The sequence below is a fragment of the Pseudoalteromonas sp. ND6B genome (assembly GCF_000764215.1).
GTDB lineage: Bacteria > Pseudomonadota > Gammaproteobacteria > Enterobacterales > Alteromonadaceae > Pseudoalteromonas > Pseudoalteromonas tetraodonis.
Genome location: NZ_JQFL01000012.1, coordinates 1 through 18,568, shown reverse-complemented (window position 1 = coordinate 18,568; position 18,568 = coordinate 1). Strand labels below are relative to the sequence as shown.

The window sequence follows — 18,568 nt, the reverse complement described above, 5'->3', positions numbered from 1 at the left end:
AGTTCTCACTAGACTTTTAAAGTCTCTGAAGGGCCGTTGAAGACTACAACGTTGATAGGCAAGATGTGGAAGTGGTGTGAGCCATTAAGCTAACTTGTACTAATTACCCGTGAGGCTTAACCATACAACGCCAAACGCGTTTTATGTGATAGTTTAAGCAAGAAGTTAATAAAACTAAAGTAGATTACTTGATTACTCTTTATTATCAGAATTCCAAATTTTAGTAAGCTTGATTAAATCGAACTTACACCAAATTTGCTTGGTGACAATAGCGTTTTGGACCCACCTGACCCCATGCCGAACTCAGTAGTGAAACGAAACAGCGCCGATGATAGTGTAGCATTTGCTATGTGAAAGTAGGACATTACCAGGCTCCAAATAAGAGAAACCCGTTACAGCGATGTGACGGGTTTTTTTACGTCTGTAGGAAAGTGAAAATGCAGGTTCGAGGTGAAAGGTATTAGGTTAAAGGAAGAGAGTTGATCAGAGCTGACACCACGATATTCTACCGCGTTGTTGCTACGAAGTAGCGCACCATGGCTCCAAATTTAGAAAGCCCGACTCACTGAGTCGGGCTTTTTTAAACGTTCCAAAATTAGATGAAAGGCCTGAGGTTAAAGAAAAATATTCATAGCCAAAAACACACTAACTGCACTGTTGTTCGTTAGTATTGTTTATACAAATAATTAGCTTAGAACAGTCCATAGGCTTCGGTTTCTTGCTCTTGTGTGTTGTTAGAAGCTTGAAGTTCTTTGGGTTTAAATATAGCGCTTGGATCAATAAGTACGCTGTGTTTATCGGCTAGCTTAATTAATCCATGCATCATATTTCTTGTTTGTGGATCAATATCAAAGCCTATTTCAGTCAACTTATCGAGAGGTTTTATATCTTCTTGTCTATATTCAATATTATCTTCTACTTTATCAACTAATAAGCCAACATGCGGGGTCATTCCATCTTTTGTTGTAAAAACAATAATCGGTTTATAGTCTAAGGTTATTTGCTCTTTGGCTGATTCAAATAAGCGCTCTAATTGGATCAGCTCATGGCGCTTTACAATTTCAAGCTGTATGAGGACTTGTTTACTATTTTTTTGTTTATGTACTTTAATAGTGTCTTCTACTTTTTGTAAAAGTGATTTAAACGGCTCATTAAAGCGTGACATCGTACTTTTTAATTCGTCGTTATCGGTTTTAAATTCCATATAAAATTGTTCAAAGTCAGCAAGCTCACATTGACTCGTATTTAACGAATTTTGCGAACTTAGTAACGCTTGTTCTAATTGATTAAACCACGTATTGAGTTGTTTTTGCCAAGATTTAAGTTGCTTTAACGCATCTCGGTTACTGTGCTCTGTAGACACGCCATTTAAAATTATTCCTAAGTCAAATACTGGGGTTGGGATCCCCATATAATCTTTAACGCCTAGGAAGCTCTTGTTATCGTTAGGCAGCACCGTGAGGTTATTATGAAATTGTTCCGTTAATAAGATATCAAGAATCTTAAGTGAAATGGTTTTATAACCCACTTTAAAATTAATTAAGTCCATGGCTTCCTCACATACTAAGTTTGTATACTAAGGATAGAACAATATTTGCAAGGTATTTATTTATTCACATAATAAGAGCGATAAACATTACGTTTATTGTTGTTTTCAGTATTTATGAATAACTTTTGGATAAGTGTATCGGTTACTAATAAAGAATTAAGCTCATTCATCAGGCAGGATTGCTGAAGGGGGAATTGACAGTTTTTCGCTGCTTTGCTAAATGCCATAGCGTTAATATAACCCTCAAAATGAAGACGACTCGGTTTTTTGATGTTGCTCGCTTGCATATCGGCTAAAAACTCAGTACAAAAATTATCGTTACAATTTAGTGGGTTTGGAACAATCTCCGTTACCATAATATTTGATGGTGAGTTTACTTCATCAAATAAGTCAAAGCTGGGTACAAACGAAACGCTAGTATATTCAGGATTAAACCCTTGCTTTTGGGCGCTATTAATAAACTCAGAGAGTGGTTCATAAGTGCCGACTAAACAGATTGCCGTAACTCCGCTTAATTTTAAGGTATTAAGTGCTGACTCCACATCTTGGCTATTGCGTTTGTAGCGAGCAACTATTACCGGTGTAAGACTATATTTTGCTAGTGCTTCTCTTAGTCCTGATTCTACATATAAGCCAAATTCGTCAGCCTGTATAAACAGCCCTATTTTAGTATGCTTATGCTCTTCAACGAGGTATTTGATTTGTTCTTGTGCTTCGTCGTTATAGCTTGCTCTTAAGTTAAATGCTTTAACTGACGGTTTTTCACGTAGAAAGCTCGCCCCGCTAAAAGGCATTAAGAACGGAATTTTTGATTGCTCTAGTAAAGGTATAATTGCATGGCTGGTTGGGGTACCCATTGCACCAAACAGGGCATCAACTTTATTTGTGTAAATAAACTCACGAGTATTATTAACGGTTTGTTTGGGTTCATAGTGATCATCAGCAACTAAAAGTAGCACCTTAGCGCCATTAATGCCGCCAGCGTTATTAACTTTGTCAAAATAAACGCTGCTACCTTTATGTAACTGTTGGCCAATATTTTTAGCAGGGCCAGTCAGTGCAGTAGACATGCCCAGCTTAATTACTTTGTCGTTGGTTTGCTCGGCATGCGCGAAAGTTTGCCCAAGCACTAATGCTATAAGGACAATGTTAAGGTTTGCTATTATGCGAAATGCGCTCATACCAATTATTTACAGCCTTTTTAAATAATGTATTAAATGACTTTGTGCCATTCAAACCTAACTGACTTTGGATATTTTTCGGTGTCCAATTTTGTAATACTAGCCTAATAAAAACATATTGGAAATTATCGTCATCGGTTGGCAAGCTATACGGCAATGCCCAAAAACGTCGCCAGAGCAATGGTTTTATATTAAAAAGCTGGTAGTCACTTGTTAACATAGACTTTAATCTTAATTGCTCAGTGATACTGCCAGTATGAGTATTAAAATGAGAGACAATTTTCGCGACCAGTTGATAATCAAGCTGACTATAGTGATCGAGTAGTTGCAAAGGGAAATCGGCTTCAAACTGTGCTACTAATTGCTCTACTAGTTGGTCACTTTTAGTTAAGCTTTTAACAACTAATGCACTGTGCTCGCCCGTTGCCTTATCTTTTTGAAAACCGAGTTTAACTAAATCAAAGCCATTACTTTGCCAAAAACTGAGTAATTGCGCATTGCCACCAAAGCTGGCACCAAACCAATGACACTCGCTCTGCAATTGCTGTTCACAGTATTTAAGTAACTGTGTGCCTATTTTTTTGTTGTGATGCTGTGGATCAATGGCAATACGCACCACGCGGGCGCAGTGTTGTTTTAAAACATCAGCATTAAAACTCAATTGTGCTAACGTTTGTGCCATTAAGTGACCTTGAGGCCTGCGCTTTCCTTGTGCTATTTCATTGCTCATGGCGGCATTAAACCCACCTTCAATCGCAATTAAACAGACACCGAGAATATTATCACCTTGTTGGCAAACAAATACATGTTGTTTAGTGGCGTCTAGTAAGTGGCGTAAATCATTCACACTGGTCTGATAATGTGCCAGCGTTAGCAACCCAATCACTTGATAAAGTAGTGACTCGTTACTAGCAAGTTGATGTGCCTGTAACTGCTTAAATTGCAAAGGGGTAGAGTGTAAGGTGAGGCTGTCATGTTCAGCATCTAAGGCTAATAACGTGCGAATGTGCTGCTCTAATGGGTCCTGCTTTGCAAAGCGAATAGGCTGCTCAAGAGTCATACTGCGCATATTTTTAAAATGCGTTTTAATGTAGCGAGTAAACTTTAGAATATAGCCGCGACCATTGCCTTCATAGCCAACCATGGTGCTTGAAAATACCACGCGAGGATAAAGGTGGAGTAGTTTTATGAGCATTGGAACAGGGATTGCTGCCGCTTCATCAATTAATAGCAAGTCACACTCAGGCTGTTCGTTAAGTAGTTGATCAGGTGCAATATATTGCATGTTTGCAATGCATTTATTGCCTGCTTGATACTCTAAATTAAGTGCGTTTGCTAAATGTTTAAAGCTGCTGTGCAATGCGCGAAATTGCATAGAGCTGATGAGGATTTTTTTATCGCTGAGCTCGCTTGCGGCAATCCCTAATGCCGCTGATTTACCCCGTCCCCGATCCGCATTAATCAATAATGGTCTATTTGCCCGTCCGTGCGCGGTTTTTTTTATTAATTCAACACATTGTTGTTGCTCGGTAAAATCTATAGTACCTGCTGATGCATCAATGTCGGCAAGAGTAACCCAGCCATCTTGTTGATTAAAATGTAACAAAGAGGCGCTGCTCAGTAAGTGCTTTAAACGTTGATTAAAAAAGCTGTATTGATGCGCTTGTCCAAATGATTGAAATAATGGCAGCGCAGGATCGCACCAATGTTCAAGTGATTCGAGTGGTGGAAGTAATACAATTAAAAAGCCACCCGCTTGAACTACGCCCGCTAAGGCTGCTAGTTTATCTGGCACCAGTCCACTGTAGCCATCATAAACAGAATGGGCGCACTCTTGCCCTAAAATTTGATGGGTATGCTCTGGCCAATGTGCATTAACTAAATTTGTGTTTTTAGAAAGAACAAAAGAGGGTTGCTGTAATTGAGCAAGCAGCTGAGTGCATTGCTCATAACACCAATTTTTATCGCCTGTAAGCAACAGTAACTGACGATGTTTAGCATTCGTTAGCTGCTGTTGCAGATGCTCTATAACGCGGTTAAACGGCTTGTAATCTTGCATAAGCTGTTACTAACCACTTACTGCCTAAGTCGTCAAAGTTAACTTGTACGCGAGATTGTGCGCCACTGCCTTCGTAGTTGAGTACGGTGCCAATGCCAAACTTTGCATGCAGCACGCGTTGACCTAAGTTAAACCCGCTTTCTTCAAAGGCGGCATGGCTAACCGATGCACTAAAGCGACCAGCTGCTGGCGGGCGAGAAACCTGGGTTTTAATGCGAATTTCTTCTACGCAGTCTTCGGGTATTTCACGTAAAAAACGCGATGGGCTGTGGTATTTTTCTTGACCATATAAACGGCGGCTTTCTGCGTGGCTTATATACAGTTTATCCATAGCACGGGTCATACCTACATAACAAAGGCGGCGTTCTTCTTCTAAACGGCCCGTTTCTTCATTACTTTGTTGTGATGGGAACATGCCCTCTTCAACACCGACCATAAATACCAGCGGAAACTCTAAGCCTTTAGCTGAGTGAAGCGTCATCATTTGTACCGCATCTTCATGTTCATCAGCTTGCCCTTCACCTGATTCAAGCGAGGTGTAGGCTAAAAAGCCTTGTAGTGGTGAACTGAATTCTTCCTCTTCAGGGAGTTCATATTGATCGCAGGCGCTAATTAATTCTTCTAAGTTTTCAACCCGAGCACGGCCTTTTTCACCTTTTTCAGCCTGATACATTGCCATTAACCCTGAGGTTTGAATGGCATATTTAGCCTGCTCGTGCAGCGTTAAGTCACTAATCTTATCTTCAATATGTTCAATTAACTCAACAAACTTGGCAACAGCTCCAGAAGCGCGACCCGATAAATGCTGTTGCTCTAAAATGGCTTTAGCAGCATACCAAAGCGGCAAAGATTCAGCGCGAGCGCAGTCACGTATATGGCTTAATGTTTTATCGCCAATGCCGCGGGCGGGCGTATTAATAACACGCTCAAATGCCGCATCATCTTGGCGGTTACCCACTAAGCGTAAGTATGAAAGAGCATCTTTAATTTCTTGGCGTTCGAAGAATCGCATACCGCCATAAATTCGGTATTTTAAACCTTCTTGTAGCATTGCTTCTTCAAGTACCCGCGATTGCGCATTACTACGATATAAAATAGCCGCATCTTGAAGTGCATTACCCGCATTAAGCCAGCTACGTAATTTGCTACTCACAAAGCGCGCTTCATCTAGCTCATTAAAAGCAGCATAAATAGAAATAGGTTCACCGTCGTTACCATCGGTCCATAAACTTTTACCCATTCGCTCGGAGTTATTTTGAATTAACGCGTTTGAGGCTTTAAGAATAGTGGCAGTCGAGCGATAGTTTTGCTCAAGGCGAATCGTCTCTGCATCAAAATCGGTTAAAAAGCGTTTAATGTTTTCTATTTTTGCGCCGCGCCAACCATAAATACTTTGGTCATCATCACCTACAATCATGATGCTGCTGGTATCGCCCGCAAGTAATTTTAACCACGCATACTGAATAGTATTGGTATCTTGAAACTCGTCTACGAGCATGTGCGCAAAGCGCTGCTGATAATGACGCAGCAAGGTTGGGTTATTGTTAAGAACCTCATAGCTACGTAGTAATATTTCAGCAAAATCAACTAGGCCCGCTCTATCACAAGCTTCTTGATAGGCGGCATAAACGCGCAGCATCATTTGCTCGTTAATATCGTATGCCTGAATATCTTTAGGGCGCAGAGCTTCATCTTTTTTAGCGCTTATGTACCAACCAAACTGCTTTGCCGGCCATTTTTTATCATCAATATTCATCGATTTTAATAAGCGCTTGATCATACGAAGCTGATCGTCAGAGTCTAAAATTTGAAAGGCTTCTGGTAAGTTTGCTTCACGGTGATGTGCACGCAAAATTCGGTGCGATAAACCATGGAAAGTACCAATCCACATGCCCCCTACAGGGGCTTTTAATGTTTCTTCAACCCGTGAGCGCATTTCTTTAGCGGCTTTATTAGTAAAGGTTACCGCAAAAATACTATAGGCAGAGGCTTGCTCTACTTGCATTAACCAGGCAATACGATGAACCAATACTCGAGTTTTACCTGAACCTGCTCCTGCTAATACCAGCATGTTTTGTAATGGCGCTGCAACGGCATCGCGTTGTTTATCATTTAAGCCATCGAGTAATTCTGAAACGTCCATCGTTACGCCTTTTTAATCAATAATGAGAGCAGTATAACAGGTGTTTTTGTTAGGCTAAATAAAATACTGTTTTTATAAACAGCTATTTATAAAATACGTATTTAAGTTGTTGAATAGTTAACAGTATAAACTGAGCAAGTAACTAAAATAGCTATTTAAAATTGCTAATTTGACTTATTTTTGGCAAAAAATACTAAACTGATAAATTCGTAATAATTTAACTGTATGATTTGTAAGCCTTAATAAATTGGCATAAAGTGTGTAAGTATAAATAATAAGTACAAATACAAAATTAACTAAACTACAGAGGTTAGTATGTCTCAACAAGGTTCTGGCGGTAACGTAATCGCAGCATTATGTAATATTTTTTTCCCCGGTTTAGGGCAGTTGGTGCAGGGCCGCATTTTATCGGCACTTGTTTTTGCAATTCTGGTTTTTGGCGGTTATGCGCTATGGTTTTTAGTTGTTCCAGCCGTAATCGGTGCCGTGTTCCATTTATGGGCAATTATTGATGCTGCACGCTATCGCTCAGGCGGTTAGCTAAATTGATGATGCTAAATAGCGCCTTATGGCGCTATTTTTGTATCTGGCTTTCATTATTCATAGCTGATTAGGTTATAATCTGTTGTATTAGCAGTACTGGAATAAAGTTATGGAATACCAATTCATTCGCGATCCTATTAGTGGGTTAAGAATTAAAATTAGCAGCGAGCACGCGATTATAGGCCGTTGGTTAAATGAAGAAATAGGCAAAGACAAAGTGGCTATGGTGCTGGCACTTATTAGCTCGGTGAGTTCAAGCTTTGAGCCGGTAACACTTAAAGGCCAAGAAATTGATCTGATCCTTTCTAAAGATGAAGCATTATTCGAAGCACATGCGCTGCATCAAGATAACGAAGATATATTAGCCTACCAAGATGATGAACTCATGCTTGAAGAGAATGATTTAAGCAGTGGTTGTGGTTTTGAAGACTTTGTTGACCTGATCAACTCGTGGCATGAGTTTTCGGCTGGTCGTTAAGTTATATTATCTGTATTATTACCCTAATGATAAATCCAACAGTGGAACCAATATGTCTGCGAATTTAAACAAACTAGTTGTTATGCTAGAAATGCAAAATGCCATGAATACCAAAGTACATGAGCAATGGTTTAGTCAAGGCTTTGAATGGTATAGAGCTATTTGGGTTGAATGTGCAGAAATGCTGGACCATTACGGTTGGAAATGGTGGAAAAAGCAAACCCCAGATACTGAGCAAGTAATTTTAGAGCTGGTTGATATTTTTCATTTTGGTTTATCGCTACGTATCGACGGTAAGACCAGCTACGAGCAAATAGCAACACAGCTACAAACTCAAATGAGCGCCCCACAGCAAGGCGATGATTTTAAACAAACGCTTGAATTATTAGCGGCCAGTGCGGTTGCCAATAAAACTTTTAACGCGGCTGCTTTTGCCGGTTGTATGGCACAAATCGGTATGGATATTGATGATTTATATCGTGGCTATGTGGGTAAAAATACGCTGAACTTCTTCCGTCAGGATCATGGTTACAAAGAGGGTAGCTACATTAAAGTGTGGCATGGCAAAGAAGATAACGAACACTTAGTTGAAGTAGTTAAAAGCCTTGATACTGAGCATGTAGATTTTGCAAAACAGGTATATCAAGGCCTAGTAGCGCGTTACCCTCAGGGCGAATAAGCCAGGGTCTGTTGACCTTTGCGGATTACAATTTGTTCAAACTAGGGGCGGTTTAATCGCGACGCGAGGTTTGTAACCTAGTGGGCTCGATAACTGCTCCTGCGTTATTCTACTGGCTTACATCCATGTAAGAATAAGTAAAAACCGAGCAAAGCTTCCGCGTCCTGCTCACGCCCCTTACCTACATCCATGTAGGCAACAAAGAGTAAATCGCCTCTAGGCAGAACCCTTCGGGCAGCGCCTGTTTGGCATTGATGCTGCGTTATCGCCTATTTATGGGGAATAACCACACCACATAGGCTCTGCCTTGCCTAAATACCAAACAGACTGCTGCAAATTTAACCTTGAAAGATCAACAGACCCTAAATAAGCTTACGGTAATCGGTTACGCTTAAGTAATCGGTTATATCGTTATGTGGTTGCTGGCTATTCGGGTTAGCAACCGCAAGTAAATGCTCAATGCCGTATTCTCGAGCGGCATTTAATACCGGTAAGCTGTCATCTACAAATAATGTGCGGCGTTTATCAAACCCTAAATCCCCTTGAACCTTATGCCACAAACTTTGTTGCTCTTTACTTACCCCATATTCATGCGTTGACACCACTCCGTCTAAATAATTATCAATAGCGGTATGTTCAAATTTGAGCATGACGCATTCTGGATGAGCATTGGTAAGTAAAATGAGTTCTTTACCTGCACGTCGAAGTTCCGTTAAAAAATGCGGAACGTCTTCACGAATTTTGATTAAGTGAGCAGACTGGCGCTTTAGTTCGAGAATAGGTAAGTTTAGCTGTGCTTCCCAATAGTCAGAGCAGTACCACTGAATTTTGCCACTCACAGCCTGATAGCGTTTTAAGATATCTGTGCGGGCTTCCTCAAAACTGATATTTTGAGCCAGAGCATGTTGTTGTGGAACAACATTGAGCCAAAAGTCAGTGTCGTAATGTAAATCAAGTAAAGTCCCGTCCATGTCGAGTAATACAGTATCGATTTTTGACCAATTGAGCATGATATATCCTTGTGGAAATTGAGGCGTTAAATGACTACGTTGCGATGAAATGCTTGCAAGCGAAATATAATGGGCTCTGTTAATTGAACTATAAAAACATATACCCAATGATGAAATATTAAGGGCGAATTCAATAACGCCAGATAAATATTTAACCTTAACTACGGGTAAGATATTTTATGATTAATTCTGCATTTAAATTGCTTTTAATTCAAACTGAAACTCGCATCTTATACTCATTTGGGTATATGATTAGTATAACTGCAATGATAGCAAATTGATGCCCATGACACAGAAAAAGCACCCAACACCACCACAAATTCTCAGTAATAATGTTGTCGCTAAAAGTCGCTTATTTACTGTGGAGTCTTTAGAACTAAAATTTTCAAATGACGAAGAGCGTCAGTATGAACGAATTCGCGGCGGTGGCCGTGGAGCCGTTATGATTGTACCCATCACAGCTGAAAACGAACTACTACTCGTTCGAGAGTATTGCGCCGGCACCAATGACTATCAGTTAGGTTTCCCTAAAGGATTAATTGACCCCGGTGAAACACCTGAGCAAGCGGCAAACCGAGAGCTCAAAGAAGAAATTGGCTTTGGTGCAGAATACTTTGAAGCACTTAAAACGGTCACTATGGCGCCTAGTTATTTCAATGCCACTATGCATATTCTCTTTGCTAAAGATTTATACCCTGAAACCCTATTAGGTGATGAGCCAGAGCCATTAGTGCTTGTTAAATGGCCACTTGCGCAGTGGCAGTCGCTATTAGAACAACCTGACTTTACTGAAGCACGTAGTGTTGCCGCTCTGCTATTATTAGATAAGTACTTAGCCTCAGGAGCGACTAATGGATAAATTACTTGAACCATGCATAACACTTGCCCAAAGTGCAGGTGATGCAATTATGGCTATTTATAAAAAAGATGATATTGGTCAACAAGAAAAATCAGACAATACGCCAGTTACTAAAGCAGATTTAGCCGCAAACGATGTACTTGTTGCTGGCTTAAAAGCGCTAGCTCCCGATATTCCTATTATGTCCGAAGAGACGCCGATCCCAGCATTGGAAGACAGGCAGCACTGGCAACGCTATTGGCTGCTTGATCCGATGGATGGCACCGGTGAATTTATATTAGAAAGCGGCGACTTTGCCGTTAATATTGCGCTGATAGAAAATAATCATCCTGTATTGGGAGTGATTCATTGGCCAGCAAAAGGCGTGACCTATTTTGCTACCGCTAATAATGGGGCGTTTAAGCGTAAAGGCGAGCATGATAAACAAATATTTGTAGCGCCTCCCGAAAGTTTAACTTTGGCTGTAAGTCGCCGCCAAAAAATAGAAGCCGTGAGTCAGTATTTAAATGCGCAATTTGCAACGGTGGCTTTAGGCTCATGTTCGCTTAAAGCTTGTATTGTTGCTGAAGGTAAAGCTGACTGCTTTTTAAGAATTGGTCCCACTGGTGAATGGGACACTGGCGCATCACAAGTAATAGTTGAAGAGGCGGGGGGGTGTATTACCGATGCTGAGTTTAACCCTCTGACCTATAACCAAAGGGAAAGCACAGAAAACCCAGACTTTATTGTTATGGGTCATCCCGATTGGGAGTGGCAAAAAATGATAAACCCACATCAGCGATTAGTGTAATAATAGCCGTTTGATGGGTTTTTGTTCACTTAAACGTTTTTAATTAGTAAAACCTTGCATTATAGGTTTATTCCTATATTATAGCGCTCTCTTCGAAACAGGCTTGTGAATAACACGATACTGTTACAAAGAAATTACAGGCGCGGGATGGAGCAGCCTGGTAGCTCGTCGGGCTCATAACCCGAAGGTCGTCGGTTCAAATCCGGCTCCCGCAACCAATTTCCTTTAGAGGTTTTAGGTTACTGTAAACTCTAACTTAAGAGATTAAATTAAGTAGTCGATAGACTTAAAATATACAGGCGCGGGATGGAGCAGCCTGGTAGCTCGTCGGGCTCATAACCCGAAGGTCGTCGGTTCAAATCCGGCTCCCGCAACCAACTTTTCATTGGAAGCCAAGTTGTAATGTAAGCAACTATAAATAAATCTGCAATTTCAGGCGCGGGATGGAGCAGTCTGGTAGCTCGTCGGGCTCATAACCCGAAGGTCGTTGGTTCAAATCCGGCTCCCGCAACCACTGAAATAACATGTTTTATTAAATCGACACGCTAAAGCGTGTTTTTTTATGCCTAAAATTCAGTGCGTCTAAAAGCGCGTCGGACTCAGCTCTCCATTAGCCAGCAAAGGTTGTTGGTTCAAATCCGGCTCCCGCAACCACTGAAATAACATGTTTTATTAAATCGACACTCTACAAGAGTGTTTTTTTATGCCTAAAATTCAGTGCGTCTAAAAGCGCGCCGGACTCAGCTCTCCATTAGCCAGCAAAGGTCGTTGGTTCAAATCCGGCTCCCGCAACCACTGAAATAACATGTTTTATTAAATTGACACTCTACAAGAGTGTTTTTTTATGCCTAAAATTCAGTGAAATGGGTAGCTCGTCGGTCTCAGCTCTTCATTAGCCAGCAAAGGTCGTTGGTTCAAATCCGGCTCCCGCAACCACTGAAATAACATGTTTTATTAAATCGACACGCCTAAAGCGTGTTTTTTATGCCTAAAATTCAGTGCGTCTAAAAGCGCGTCGGACTCAGCTCTCCATTAGCCAGCAAAGGTCGTTGGTTCAAATCCAGCTCCCGCAACCACTGAAATAACATGTTTTATTAAATCGACACGCTAAAGCGTGTTTTTTTATGCCTAAAATTCATATTCCCTCACGCTATTTTTAACACGTATACCTGCTGTTCTTTTCTAATTCTACTTTTTGAAAGTGTTATTACTGAATATTTAGTATGCTATGCGTTAAACTCTTTAAAACTTTTTGTAATCAAAATTATGACTGAACTCTATCACTGGTTTGATTTAATTGGCGTAGCGGTATTTGCTATATCGGGCACCTTGGTTGCCTATGAAAAGAAAATGGATGGCTTTGGTGTGGTTGTGCTTGCAACCGTTACGGCTATTGGCGGCGGTACTGTTCGCGATGTGATACTCGATCAACCCGTGTTTTGGTTACACGATCAAAGCTACTTCTATGCTATTTTAGCCGCAGTGCTTGTTACAACACGACTGATCAATAAACAAAAATCGATTCCTTATTATGTTTTACAAACAGCCGATGCATTTGGTTTAGCCTTTTTTGCGGTAATGGGAGCACAAAAAGCGCAATTGGCCGGTATGCCTGATATGACGGTTATTATTATGGCGGTGATCACCCCCTGTTTTGGTGGATTGATTCGCGATGTGCTTGCTCGCGATATTCCTATGCTCCTCAAAGGTGAGCTCTATGCTATTACCTGTATTGCTGGTGGTATTGTGTATACCTTAGCTATAAACCTATCTTTAACGGTGGAAGTGGCGATGATCTTGAGTATGTTAATGACCTTATTGCTGCGCTTTTCGGCCATTAAATGGAAGATTATATTACATGTTTTTAAATATCCTGACTAAACTGGTTTAATACAGCAGTTAACTAGGATAAGGAATGTCGTTAGCCCGTATATTTTCTCGCGCACAAGTAGGAATTAATGCCCCCGAGGTTATGGTTGAAGTGCATTTAGGGAATGGTTTACCTGCATTTCATATTGTCGGCTTACCCGAAGCATCGGTTAAAGAGGCCAAGGATAGAGTACGCAGCGCCCTTGAAAACTCTCAATTTGGATTTCCCGATCAACGTATCACCGTTAATTTAGCACCAGCTAAATTGATTTACATGTAATTCATAGGGAGGAGTTATTCGATAATATATCATGAAGCTATATAAGTTGCTGGTGGTCAAAATAGCCTAATAACTATAATTTGTCTGCCTAACTCTAAAGCTTTGCTTACACGCTATAAAAACTTTTTAAGTTTGTCCATTTATTCCCAATGTTTTTAATATAAGCTCTATTTGCTGCTGAACTATTTCAGCTGCTTTGCAATCAGCTTCCTTTTTTAAGTTTCGTTTAAGTCTTTTTAGACGAATATTAAATGATCTCCACTCTTTAAATGATAATCGCGTCTTTACTTTTTTATCTTCTATAAGTCTTTTCATAATCGCACCATAGTTATGAGTCATGAGTTGAATATTTGATATCTACATAGTCCTCTTTAAAGAGGTTACTTTTTTCAATATCACGAGCTTCGTTTAAATCATTAAGAATGACTTTTGAGTAAAATGAGATTGCTTCTATACCGTATATTTTTTTCAAAAGCTCTTTCTCATCATGAGAAACATATATGAGATTTGAGTCTAAATTCTCAAATAATGAGTTTATAGCGCTATTGAGGTTAGAGTTATTCATTAATCTTAAAACTCCATTTTTTGCACTGTCTGAAATTCTAAAACTAACTTTATTAACTCTTGGCTCTTTGCCTTGCATTGGCCTTCCAATATTTTTTTTCATACTTTGGTTGTTTATTTGAATATTTACATATGAATATTTAGCCGCTTACTTAGGCAGGCAAAATTGAAGCAAAAGTGAATATTGGCTAGTTCGTTAAATTATAAATAAAGGACTAGTTCAAAAGTTTCTTTAAAAGCACTTTACATACTGATTAAAAGAACCGACAATTAATATACTGATTTAACGAACTCCCAAGGATTAGAACATGAAGTGCTTTTTATACATGCGTGTATCAACTGTTCAACAAAACTTAGAAAGGCAGGAGCAAGTGTTATTAAATTATGCAGAAGAGAATAAATTAACTGTAAGTGATCGCTACTATTATGAAAAGGAAAGTGGTTCAAAACTTAATAGACCGCAGTTAATGTCATTGTTAGATTTTGCACAAAAAGGTGATGCAATTTTAGTTGAACAGGTAGATCGTCTTTCAAGACTTAACGCAGAAGATTGGGAAGTGTTAAAAACTAAGATTAAAGAGAAAGGTTTAATAATATTATCGCCAGAGTTACCTGCTATTACAAAAATAATAAAACAGGATAATGCAATATTATCAATGATTGGTAATTTTTTATCTGAGTTAGTCCTTGAATTACTTATAACCACTGCTAGAAAAGATTTAGAGGATCGTAAACGTAGATGTAATGAGGGTCGCAAGATAGCTATAGAAAGAGGTGTAAAAATGGGTAGACCTGAAAATGTAAAATTGCACAATGAAATCCGAACAATGTTAATTGATGGTGTATCATGGGGGCGAATTCAAAGGTTATTAGGCTGTAGTCGTTCAACGATACAGAAAGTTAGGAAGACGGTAGATGATTGTGAGTTAATTCGATAAGACTTAAATATAAAAATAGATTAATCCCGAAGCTCATGAAATTAATTTAGACTCACCTGAAATGTAGCTAAGAACGAATTATGAACGACCAAAAATTACAATTTATTAAGTCTAAATTTAATATTTAACTTTATAATATATCAAGCTTTATTCTTTCTTGCACTTTTATCCGTAGGGTTGAATAGAATACTGATAGGAATATGTCTAACAGTGTATTCACTACCTGATACTTGGTGAGTGTGCGTTGAAATAAAACAATCATCATCAATAGTACACTTTTGAACTGCAACATCACTATACTCTGAAGAAATTAATTTATTTTCCCAATTACTCATCAAATCTTTAATACTTCGGTTTTTAGTAATAATTAAGATTGCACCATGATTTTGAGCAATAAACCCAGATGAATACCTTGTAGTAAGCTGTCTAAAGCCTTCTAATAGATAATTATAATCACTATGAATCTTTGACTCTCCGATCCACTGATATCCTCTGTGGCTTTCAACAACTATATCAGGATGACCATTCTTCCATTTATCATGATGTGCTTGATAACCCATAGTGCTCAGGGTGTTTGCAATGTCAACATTGTATCTATCTTCAGGATCATTTTGTCTGTAAGACGCTGTAGGAAAAATACATCTTTTAATTATATGATCTATGTCTGAATATAACTTGGAGATCCAAGTATCATATCCTCTTGTTGCAGCCATTACTCTACTGGGAAAACCTCCAACTTCAGGAATACAGCTTTCCATACTTTCTAGTTCTTGAATTGACATATTTTCAATACTCACTTTGAGACACCTCAATTAGATTGAAAAACATGTAAATATCTTTTTTTACATCAGAGATAAGATTTCCCGTTTCTGGGTGGGCAATAGCATTTTCTGAGAAAGCATAATAGCAATTATCCTCGTCCAGAATAAAACTCTCTTCATCAGTGATGTATTCAAAACCTGCCTCTAACAGTTGAAGTTTCTCACCACACAAATATTGAGTAACTCTAACAACTTCAGTAGAGTTTAAATCTAAATCAATTAGATCTTTTATGGTTGAAAATGTCATATGATGTAATGCACTGGGATTATTTTCTTTTATAGCATCGATAAATCTCTCACAAGCATATGCAAGCTTTGGTACTGACTCCCAGTCATCGTTAGCGATTTTAACTAGCTTTTGATAATTCATCATTAGGCTTAAGTATAGTTAAAATTTTGTTTAGATCCGATATAGTTGGGCACGAAGAAATGATGGCGTGCTCTAGAACCCCACCTTCAATCTTACTCAATTCTTTGTACGATGAGTTTAACGAAAGTTCATAAAGATATGGCAATTTATCATTAAAGCCAGAACTCCAGCGCGTAGAAATTTTATATGGCTTAATTTCACATTTACTTACACCACCTGTATGAAAATCCCCCTCTCTTACATCGCCAGTTTTACTTCTATCACGTTCTGAATGTACGTAACCACCAGCAGATATAAAGTTAAGCTCGCAAACCTTACAATTATCACTTGCATAAAGGGATTGTATTAATGGGAACAAGTTTATAGGGTTACGAAATACTTTTGTAACCTTAGTCTCTAATAAAACCGTAAAGGCTTCTATAATTTCGATAAATAGCTTATTAATATCTTTGGCTGCGACAATCGACGATGTGTCCAAGCGTATTTCAATAGTATTATCTTTAGGGTTTAAACATACTACATCAATATATTGCCTCGGATTTTCTGAAATAGCTGTTATAGAGGAGTACTTTTTAAGGAACTCTTTAACTTCAGAGCCATCTTCAAGCGCGTTTGGGTTTATATTGGTGCGTTCTTGAATAGTTCTCTTCGTTGAGAAAAATAGGTATAAACAACCATCATACACCGCCTGATAAGCTAGATGTGTAGCTTTACTCAGTTGACTTATTTGGTCATTCGGTACTAAATAAGGAAAGTTTAAGGATGAAATTGATTGCACTGGTTTGATTGTTTCTAATTGCTTAAAAGTCGCTGTAAATAGACTAGTTTCGACATTAAAAATTTTTAATGTGCAATCCCCAGAGTAAACTAACTGCATGTAGTGCGGATATAATTTTTCATGAAACTTCTGTGCAAAAAACTCGTCCTTTTCGAACGCATCAAACAGCTTTTTCTTAGTTCCTTCTGCTCCAAGACCTACTGGAAGGCTATGAGACTTCAAGAGTGGTTTACATTGTGACTCCCAAGCCATTTTTTTTAATAATGACTCTGTAAGCTGCTTAGCTAAAGTTCTCCAATCCATTAAATTACCTTTATCCAATTTATATTCTTACGGCATCATCTGTTTTACAGACAAATAATTTAGTAAGGCCAGCTTAATAAGCTTTTTGACCAGTGTCTATATTAGTGTATCTCTTCAATAATATCACTAACGTCTTATAGGCCGGCAAGTCTTCCTATAAATGCTTGTAAAGTTGCCTGTAAAGATGAGTAGTTTTTTAAGTCCTCTTCATAAGCCTCTAGAGTAGTCAGAGTATCGTCGTTATAAAGTTTTCCTATTTCAAGTTGTTTATTTTTTAAATTTTTCAGCTGATTTATTAGGTTTTCATCTACAATTGTACTATAAACATTGAGGATTGAATTGATACTGTTTTCAAAGTCTTCAGATACCTTTTTACTAAATTTAGAGTCAATAGTTTCAGGGTTTTCCACATGATCATAATGTATTGATTCTATTATGCTTATACGTTTATCAGTTAGGTCAATAACCTTTGATAAAGATTGAGCAAGATTTAGTAAAACGTCTTTATTTATCTCCCAGACTCGTGCCTGCTTTTGTTTTTTTGCAGAGTCTATCTGAATAAAAACGGCAGCGGTTGTTGCTGTGGCTATTATGATATTCGTAACAACAGCCATATCAATTTTTATCTCACTCACCATAATCGTAATGAATATTGATAGGGCACAAAAAAAGCCAATAAGAAAACCAAGAAGTGTTAGAAGCATTTTAAATCCCATATATGAGTTTTATAGTCTAGATTCAGACTCTACTAAAAATAAAATGGTTGAAGCAGTCATATGAAGGGTAAATGAAGCTAACGGTGCAGGAATATCTACAGTCTGCAAACCAGTACCATGAGAGTTATTTTTGTTTCTTATGGTTGGTATACTGCTTTCAAGCAATGTTCTCAAGGAGGTCAATTGAGACTGTAAATAATCTGGAAATAACTTATTTTCAAAGCATATTTTAATTAAACCACTAGCACTTGCTTTGGTTTTAGCTTTATTCTCAGAAGAGTCAGTTGCATTTTCCGATGCGTCGTAAAGCCACCCCTGTTTATGAATGATCACTTTCATTACACTCTCAAAAGCTTTGTTACACTCAAGAATAGCAGTGCCATTTTCGCCTTTTCTATAGTGAGCGTCTAGCGAACTACACCTATGTTTTAAAATTCCAGGGTAACAAGCTGTCGATATCGGGCTCAGGCTGGCACAGTTCATCAAGGCAAGCACAGATGTAATTAAATGGGATTAGACCATTTATCTTGGCGGTTTCCACAATGCTGTAAAGGGTGGCACTAGCATGGGCACCGTTAGCCGTTTGGCTAAATAACCAATTCTTTCGGCCTATCACAAACGGTTTTACCGCGCGTTCT

The 18,568-nt window shown here is 38.7% G+C and carries 20 protein-coding genes, 3 tRNA genes, 2 rRNA genes and 1 pseudogene; 13 read left to right on the top strand and 13 right to left on the bottom strand.

The features are described 5' to 3' along the window. Both ND6B_RS0118980 and rrf read left to right on the top strand, forming a co-directional pair. Positions 1–124: ribosomal RNA gene (locus ND6B_RS0118980) — 23S ribosomal RNA — on the top strand; the annotation flags it as partial. A gap of 134 nt (positions 125–258) precedes the next feature. Next, positions 259–373, top strand: a 5S ribosomal RNA gene (gene rrf / locus ND6B_RS15760). Positions 374–691: 318 nt separating this feature from the next. Here rrf and ND6B_RS15765 read toward each other — a convergent pair. The 4 genes from ND6B_RS15765 to uvrD are packed head-to-tail and all read right to left on the bottom strand — an operon-like array spanning position 692 to position 6,932. Then, positions 692–1,549: a chemotaxis protein gene (locus ND6B_RS15765; protein WP_033102752.1), complete on the bottom strand. Its 858-nt coding sequence runs from the start codon at positions 1,547–1,549 to the stop codon at positions 692–694. A gap of 56 nt (positions 1,550–1,605) precedes the next feature. Next, positions 1,606–2,730 (bottom strand): ABC transporter substrate-binding protein, encoded by a 1,125-nt coding sequence (locus ND6B_RS15770; RefSeq protein WP_033102751.1) that lies wholly within the window; start codon positions 2,728–2,730, stop codon positions 1,606–1,608. Next, complete coding sequence (locus ND6B_RS15775; protein ID WP_033102750.1) at positions 2,699–4,789, bottom strand: GNAT family N-acetyltransferase; 2,091 nt, start codon at positions 4,787–4,789, stop codon at positions 2,699–2,701. Before ND6B_RS15775 ends, ND6B_RS15770 begins: the two co-directional genes overlap by 32 nt. Beyond that, on the bottom strand, positions 4,767–6,932 hold the full coding sequence (gene uvrD / locus ND6B_RS15780) for a DNA helicase II (RefSeq protein ID WP_033102749.1): 2,166 nt from the start codon (positions 6,930–6,932) through the stop codon (positions 4,767–4,769). The genes ND6B_RS15775 and uvrD overlap by 23 nt, the downstream gene beginning before the upstream one ends. 315 nt (positions 6,933–7,247) lie before the next feature. On the opposite strand from uvrD, the gene ND6B_RS15785 reads away from it, so the two are divergent. The 3 genes from ND6B_RS15785 to ND6B_RS15795 all read left to right on the top strand — a co-directional run bounded on the left by ND6B_RS15785 (position 7,248) and on the right by ND6B_RS15795 (position 8,632). After that, on the top strand, positions 7,248–7,472 hold the full coding sequence (locus tag ND6B_RS15785; RefSeq protein ID WP_033102748.1) for a hypothetical protein: 225 nt from the start codon (positions 7,248–7,250) through the stop codon (positions 7,470–7,472). Between the two features lie 112 nt (positions 7,473–7,584). After that, positions 7,585–7,953 (top strand): YacL family protein, encoded by a 369-nt coding sequence (locus ND6B_RS15790; RefSeq protein WP_033102747.1) that lies wholly within the window; start codon positions 7,585–7,587, stop codon positions 7,951–7,953. A 52-nt stretch (positions 7,954–8,005) separates the two neighbouring features. After that, positions 8,006–8,632 (top strand): dUTP diphosphatase, encoded by a 627-nt coding sequence (locus ND6B_RS15795; RefSeq protein WP_033102746.1) that lies wholly within the window; start codon positions 8,006–8,008, stop codon positions 8,630–8,632. 362 nt (positions 8,633–8,994) lie between these two features. Here ND6B_RS15795 and yrfG read toward each other — a convergent pair whose 3' ends face one another. Then, the gene (gene yrfG / locus ND6B_RS15800) at positions 8,995–9,642 is read right to left on the bottom strand and encodes a GMP/IMP nucleotidase (protein WP_033102745.1); all 648 of its coding nucleotides are present in this window, start codon (positions 9,640–9,642) and stop codon (positions 8,995–8,997) included. Positions 9,643–9,928: 286 nt separating this feature from the next. On the opposite strand from yrfG, the gene nudE reads away from it, so the two are divergent. The 7 genes and pseudogenes from nudE to ND6B_RS15835 form a co-directional block, all read left to right on the top strand. Further along, positions 9,929–10,501, top strand: a complete 573-nt coding sequence (gene nudE / locus ND6B_RS15805) for an ADP compounds hydrolase NudE (RefSeq protein WP_024601288.1) — start codon at positions 9,929–9,931, stop codon at positions 10,499–10,501. Then, on the top strand, positions 10,494–11,291 hold the full coding sequence (cysQ, locus tag ND6B_RS15810) for a 3'(2'),5'-bisphosphate nucleotidase CysQ (RefSeq protein ID WP_028835908.1): 798 nt from the start codon (positions 10,494–10,496) through the stop codon (positions 11,289–11,291). The genes nudE and cysQ overlap by 8 nt, the downstream gene beginning before the upstream one ends. A gap of 141 nt (positions 11,292–11,432) precedes the next feature. Beyond that, a tRNA-Met gene (locus ND6B_RS15815) sits at positions 11,433–11,509 on the top strand. Between the two features lie 82 nt (positions 11,510–11,591). Continuing rightward, positions 11,592–11,668: transfer RNA gene (locus ND6B_RS15820), tRNA-Met, on the top strand. A 60-nt stretch (positions 11,669–11,728) separates the two neighbouring features. Further along, positions 11,729–11,805 (top strand) — tRNA-Met (locus ND6B_RS15825). A gap of 752 nt (positions 11,806–12,557) precedes the next feature. After that, the gene (locus ND6B_RS15830) at positions 12,558–13,172 is read left to right on the top strand and encodes a trimeric intracellular cation channel family protein (protein WP_024601286.1); all 615 of its coding nucleotides are present in this window, start codon (positions 12,558–12,560) and stop codon (positions 13,170–13,172) included. 34 nt (positions 13,173–13,206) lie between these two features. After that, a pseudogene (locus ND6B_RS15835) lies at positions 13,207–13,428 on the top strand (magnesium chelatase domain-containing protein); the annotation flags it as partial. Positions 13,429–13,566: 138 nt separating this feature from the next. Here ND6B_RS15835 and ND6B_RS15840 read toward each other — a convergent pair. Both ND6B_RS15840 and ND6B_RS15845 read right to left on the bottom strand, forming a co-directional pair. Next, a complete protein-coding gene (locus ND6B_RS15840) occupies positions 13,567–13,755 on the bottom strand; it encodes a hypothetical protein (RefSeq protein WP_152333090.1) in 189 nt (62 codons plus the stop codon). A 13-nt stretch (positions 13,756–13,768) separates the two neighbouring features. Then, complete coding sequence (locus ND6B_RS15845) at positions 13,769–14,107, bottom strand: hypothetical protein (protein ID WP_152333089.1); 339 nt, start codon at positions 14,105–14,107, stop codon at positions 13,769–13,771. A gap of 205 nt (positions 14,108–14,312) precedes the next feature. Between ND6B_RS15845 and ND6B_RS15850 the strand changes: the two genes are divergently transcribed. Beyond that, the gene (locus tag ND6B_RS15850) at positions 14,313–14,942 is read left to right on the top strand and encodes a recombinase family protein (protein ID WP_033102741.1); all 630 of its coding nucleotides are present in this window, start codon (positions 14,313–14,315) and stop codon (positions 14,940–14,942) included. A gap of 140 nt (positions 14,943–15,082) precedes the next feature. On the opposite strand, the gene ND6B_RS15855 is transcribed toward ND6B_RS15850, so the two are convergent. The 6 genes from ND6B_RS15855 to ND6B_RS19740 form a co-directional block, all read right to left on the bottom strand. After that, positions 15,083–15,739, bottom strand: a complete 657-nt coding sequence (locus ND6B_RS15855) for a hypothetical protein (protein WP_051686736.1) — start codon at positions 15,737–15,739, stop codon at positions 15,083–15,085. Continuing rightward, a complete protein-coding gene (locus ND6B_RS15860) occupies positions 15,729–16,136 on the bottom strand; it encodes a hypothetical protein (RefSeq protein WP_152333088.1) in 408 nt (135 codons plus the stop codon). The genes ND6B_RS15855 and ND6B_RS15860 overlap by 11 nt, the downstream gene beginning before the upstream one ends. Further along, positions 16,111–17,214: a hypothetical protein gene (locus ND6B_RS15865; protein WP_033102739.1), complete on the bottom strand. Its 1,104-nt coding sequence runs from the start codon at positions 17,212–17,214 to the stop codon at positions 16,111–16,113. The genes ND6B_RS15860 and ND6B_RS15865 overlap by 26 nt, the downstream gene beginning before the upstream one ends. Before the next feature lie 134 nt (positions 17,215–17,348). After that, positions 17,349–17,918, bottom strand: coding sequence for a hypothetical protein (locus ND6B_RS15870; RefSeq protein ID WP_033102738.1), 570 nt, complete (start codon positions 17,916–17,918; stop codon positions 17,349–17,351). Positions 17,919–17,939: 21 nt separating this feature from the next. Further along, positions 17,940–18,413, bottom strand: coding sequence for a DUF7014 domain-containing protein (locus tag ND6B_RS15875; RefSeq protein WP_442960093.1), 474 nt, complete (start codon positions 18,411–18,413; stop codon positions 17,940–17,942). Further along, on the bottom strand, positions 18,352–18,568 hold a 217-nt coding region (locus ND6B_RS19740), incomplete at its 5' end, for a transposase domain-containing protein (RefSeq protein ID WP_033102710.1). The genes ND6B_RS15875 and ND6B_RS19740, both read right to left, overlap by 62 nt.

Coding starts and splice junctions, on each gene's coding strand:
- ND6B_RS15775 (WP_033102750.1), bottom strand. CDS start 4,789: ATGCAAGATTACAAGCCGTTTAACCGCGTTATAGAGCATCTGCAACAG.
- ND6B_RS15785 (WP_033102748.1), top strand. CDS start 7,248: ATGTCTCAACAAGGTTCTGGCGGTAACGTAATCGCAGCATTATGTAAT.
- ND6B_RS15860 (WP_152333088.1), bottom strand. CDS start 16,136: ATGATGAATTATCAAAAGCTAGTTAAAATCGCTAACGATGACTGGGAG.
- yrfG (WP_033102745.1), bottom strand. CDS start 9,642: ATGCTCAATTGGTCAAAAATCGATACTGTATTACTCGACATGGACGGG.
- ND6B_RS15765 (WP_033102752.1), bottom strand. CDS start 1,549: ATGGACTTAATTAATTTTAAAGTGGGTTATAAAACCATTTCACTTAAG.
- ND6B_RS15840 (WP_152333090.1), bottom strand. CDS start 13,755: ATGAAAAGACTTATAGAAGATAAAAAAGTAAAGACGCGATTATCATTT.
- ND6B_RS15850 (WP_033102741.1), top strand. CDS start 14,313: ATGAAGTGCTTTTTATACATGCGTGTATCAACTGTTCAACAAAACTTA.
- ND6B_RS15790 (WP_033102747.1), top strand. CDS start 7,585: ATGGAATACCAATTCATTCGCGATCCTATTAGTGGGTTAAGAATTAAA.
- ND6B_RS15875 (WP_442960093.1), bottom strand. CDS start 18,413: ATGAACTGTGCCAGCCTGAGCCCGATATCGACAGCTTGTTACCCTGGA.
- cysQ (WP_028835908.1), top strand. CDS start 10,494: ATGGATAAATTACTTGAACCATGCATAACACTTGCCCAAAGTGCAGGT.
- ND6B_RS15795 (WP_033102746.1), top strand. CDS start 8,006: ATGTCTGCGAATTTAAACAAACTAGTTGTTATGCTAGAAATGCAAAAT.
- ND6B_RS15865 (WP_033102739.1), bottom strand. CDS start 17,214: ATGGATTGGAGAACTTTAGCTAAGCAGCTTACAGAGTCATTATTAAAA.
- ND6B_RS15870 (WP_033102738.1), bottom strand. CDS start 17,918: ATGCTTCTAACACTTCTTGGTTTTCTTATTGGCTTTTTTTGTGCCCTA.
- ND6B_RS15770 (WP_033102751.1), bottom strand. CDS start 2,730: ATGAGCGCATTTCGCATAATAGCAAACCTTAACATTGTCCTTATAGCA.
- nudE (WP_024601288.1), top strand. CDS start 9,929: ATGACACAGAAAAAGCACCCAACACCACCACAAATTCTCAGTAATAAT.
- ND6B_RS15830 (WP_024601286.1), top strand. CDS start 12,558: ATGACTGAACTCTATCACTGGTTTGATTTAATTGGCGTAGCGGTATTT.
- uvrD (WP_033102749.1), bottom strand. CDS start 6,932: ATGGACGTTTCAGAATTACTCGATGGCTTAAATGATAAACAACGCGAT.
- ND6B_RS15845 (WP_152333089.1), bottom strand. CDS start 14,107: ATGAAAAAAAATATTGGAAGGCCAATGCAAGGCAAAGAGCCAAGAGTT.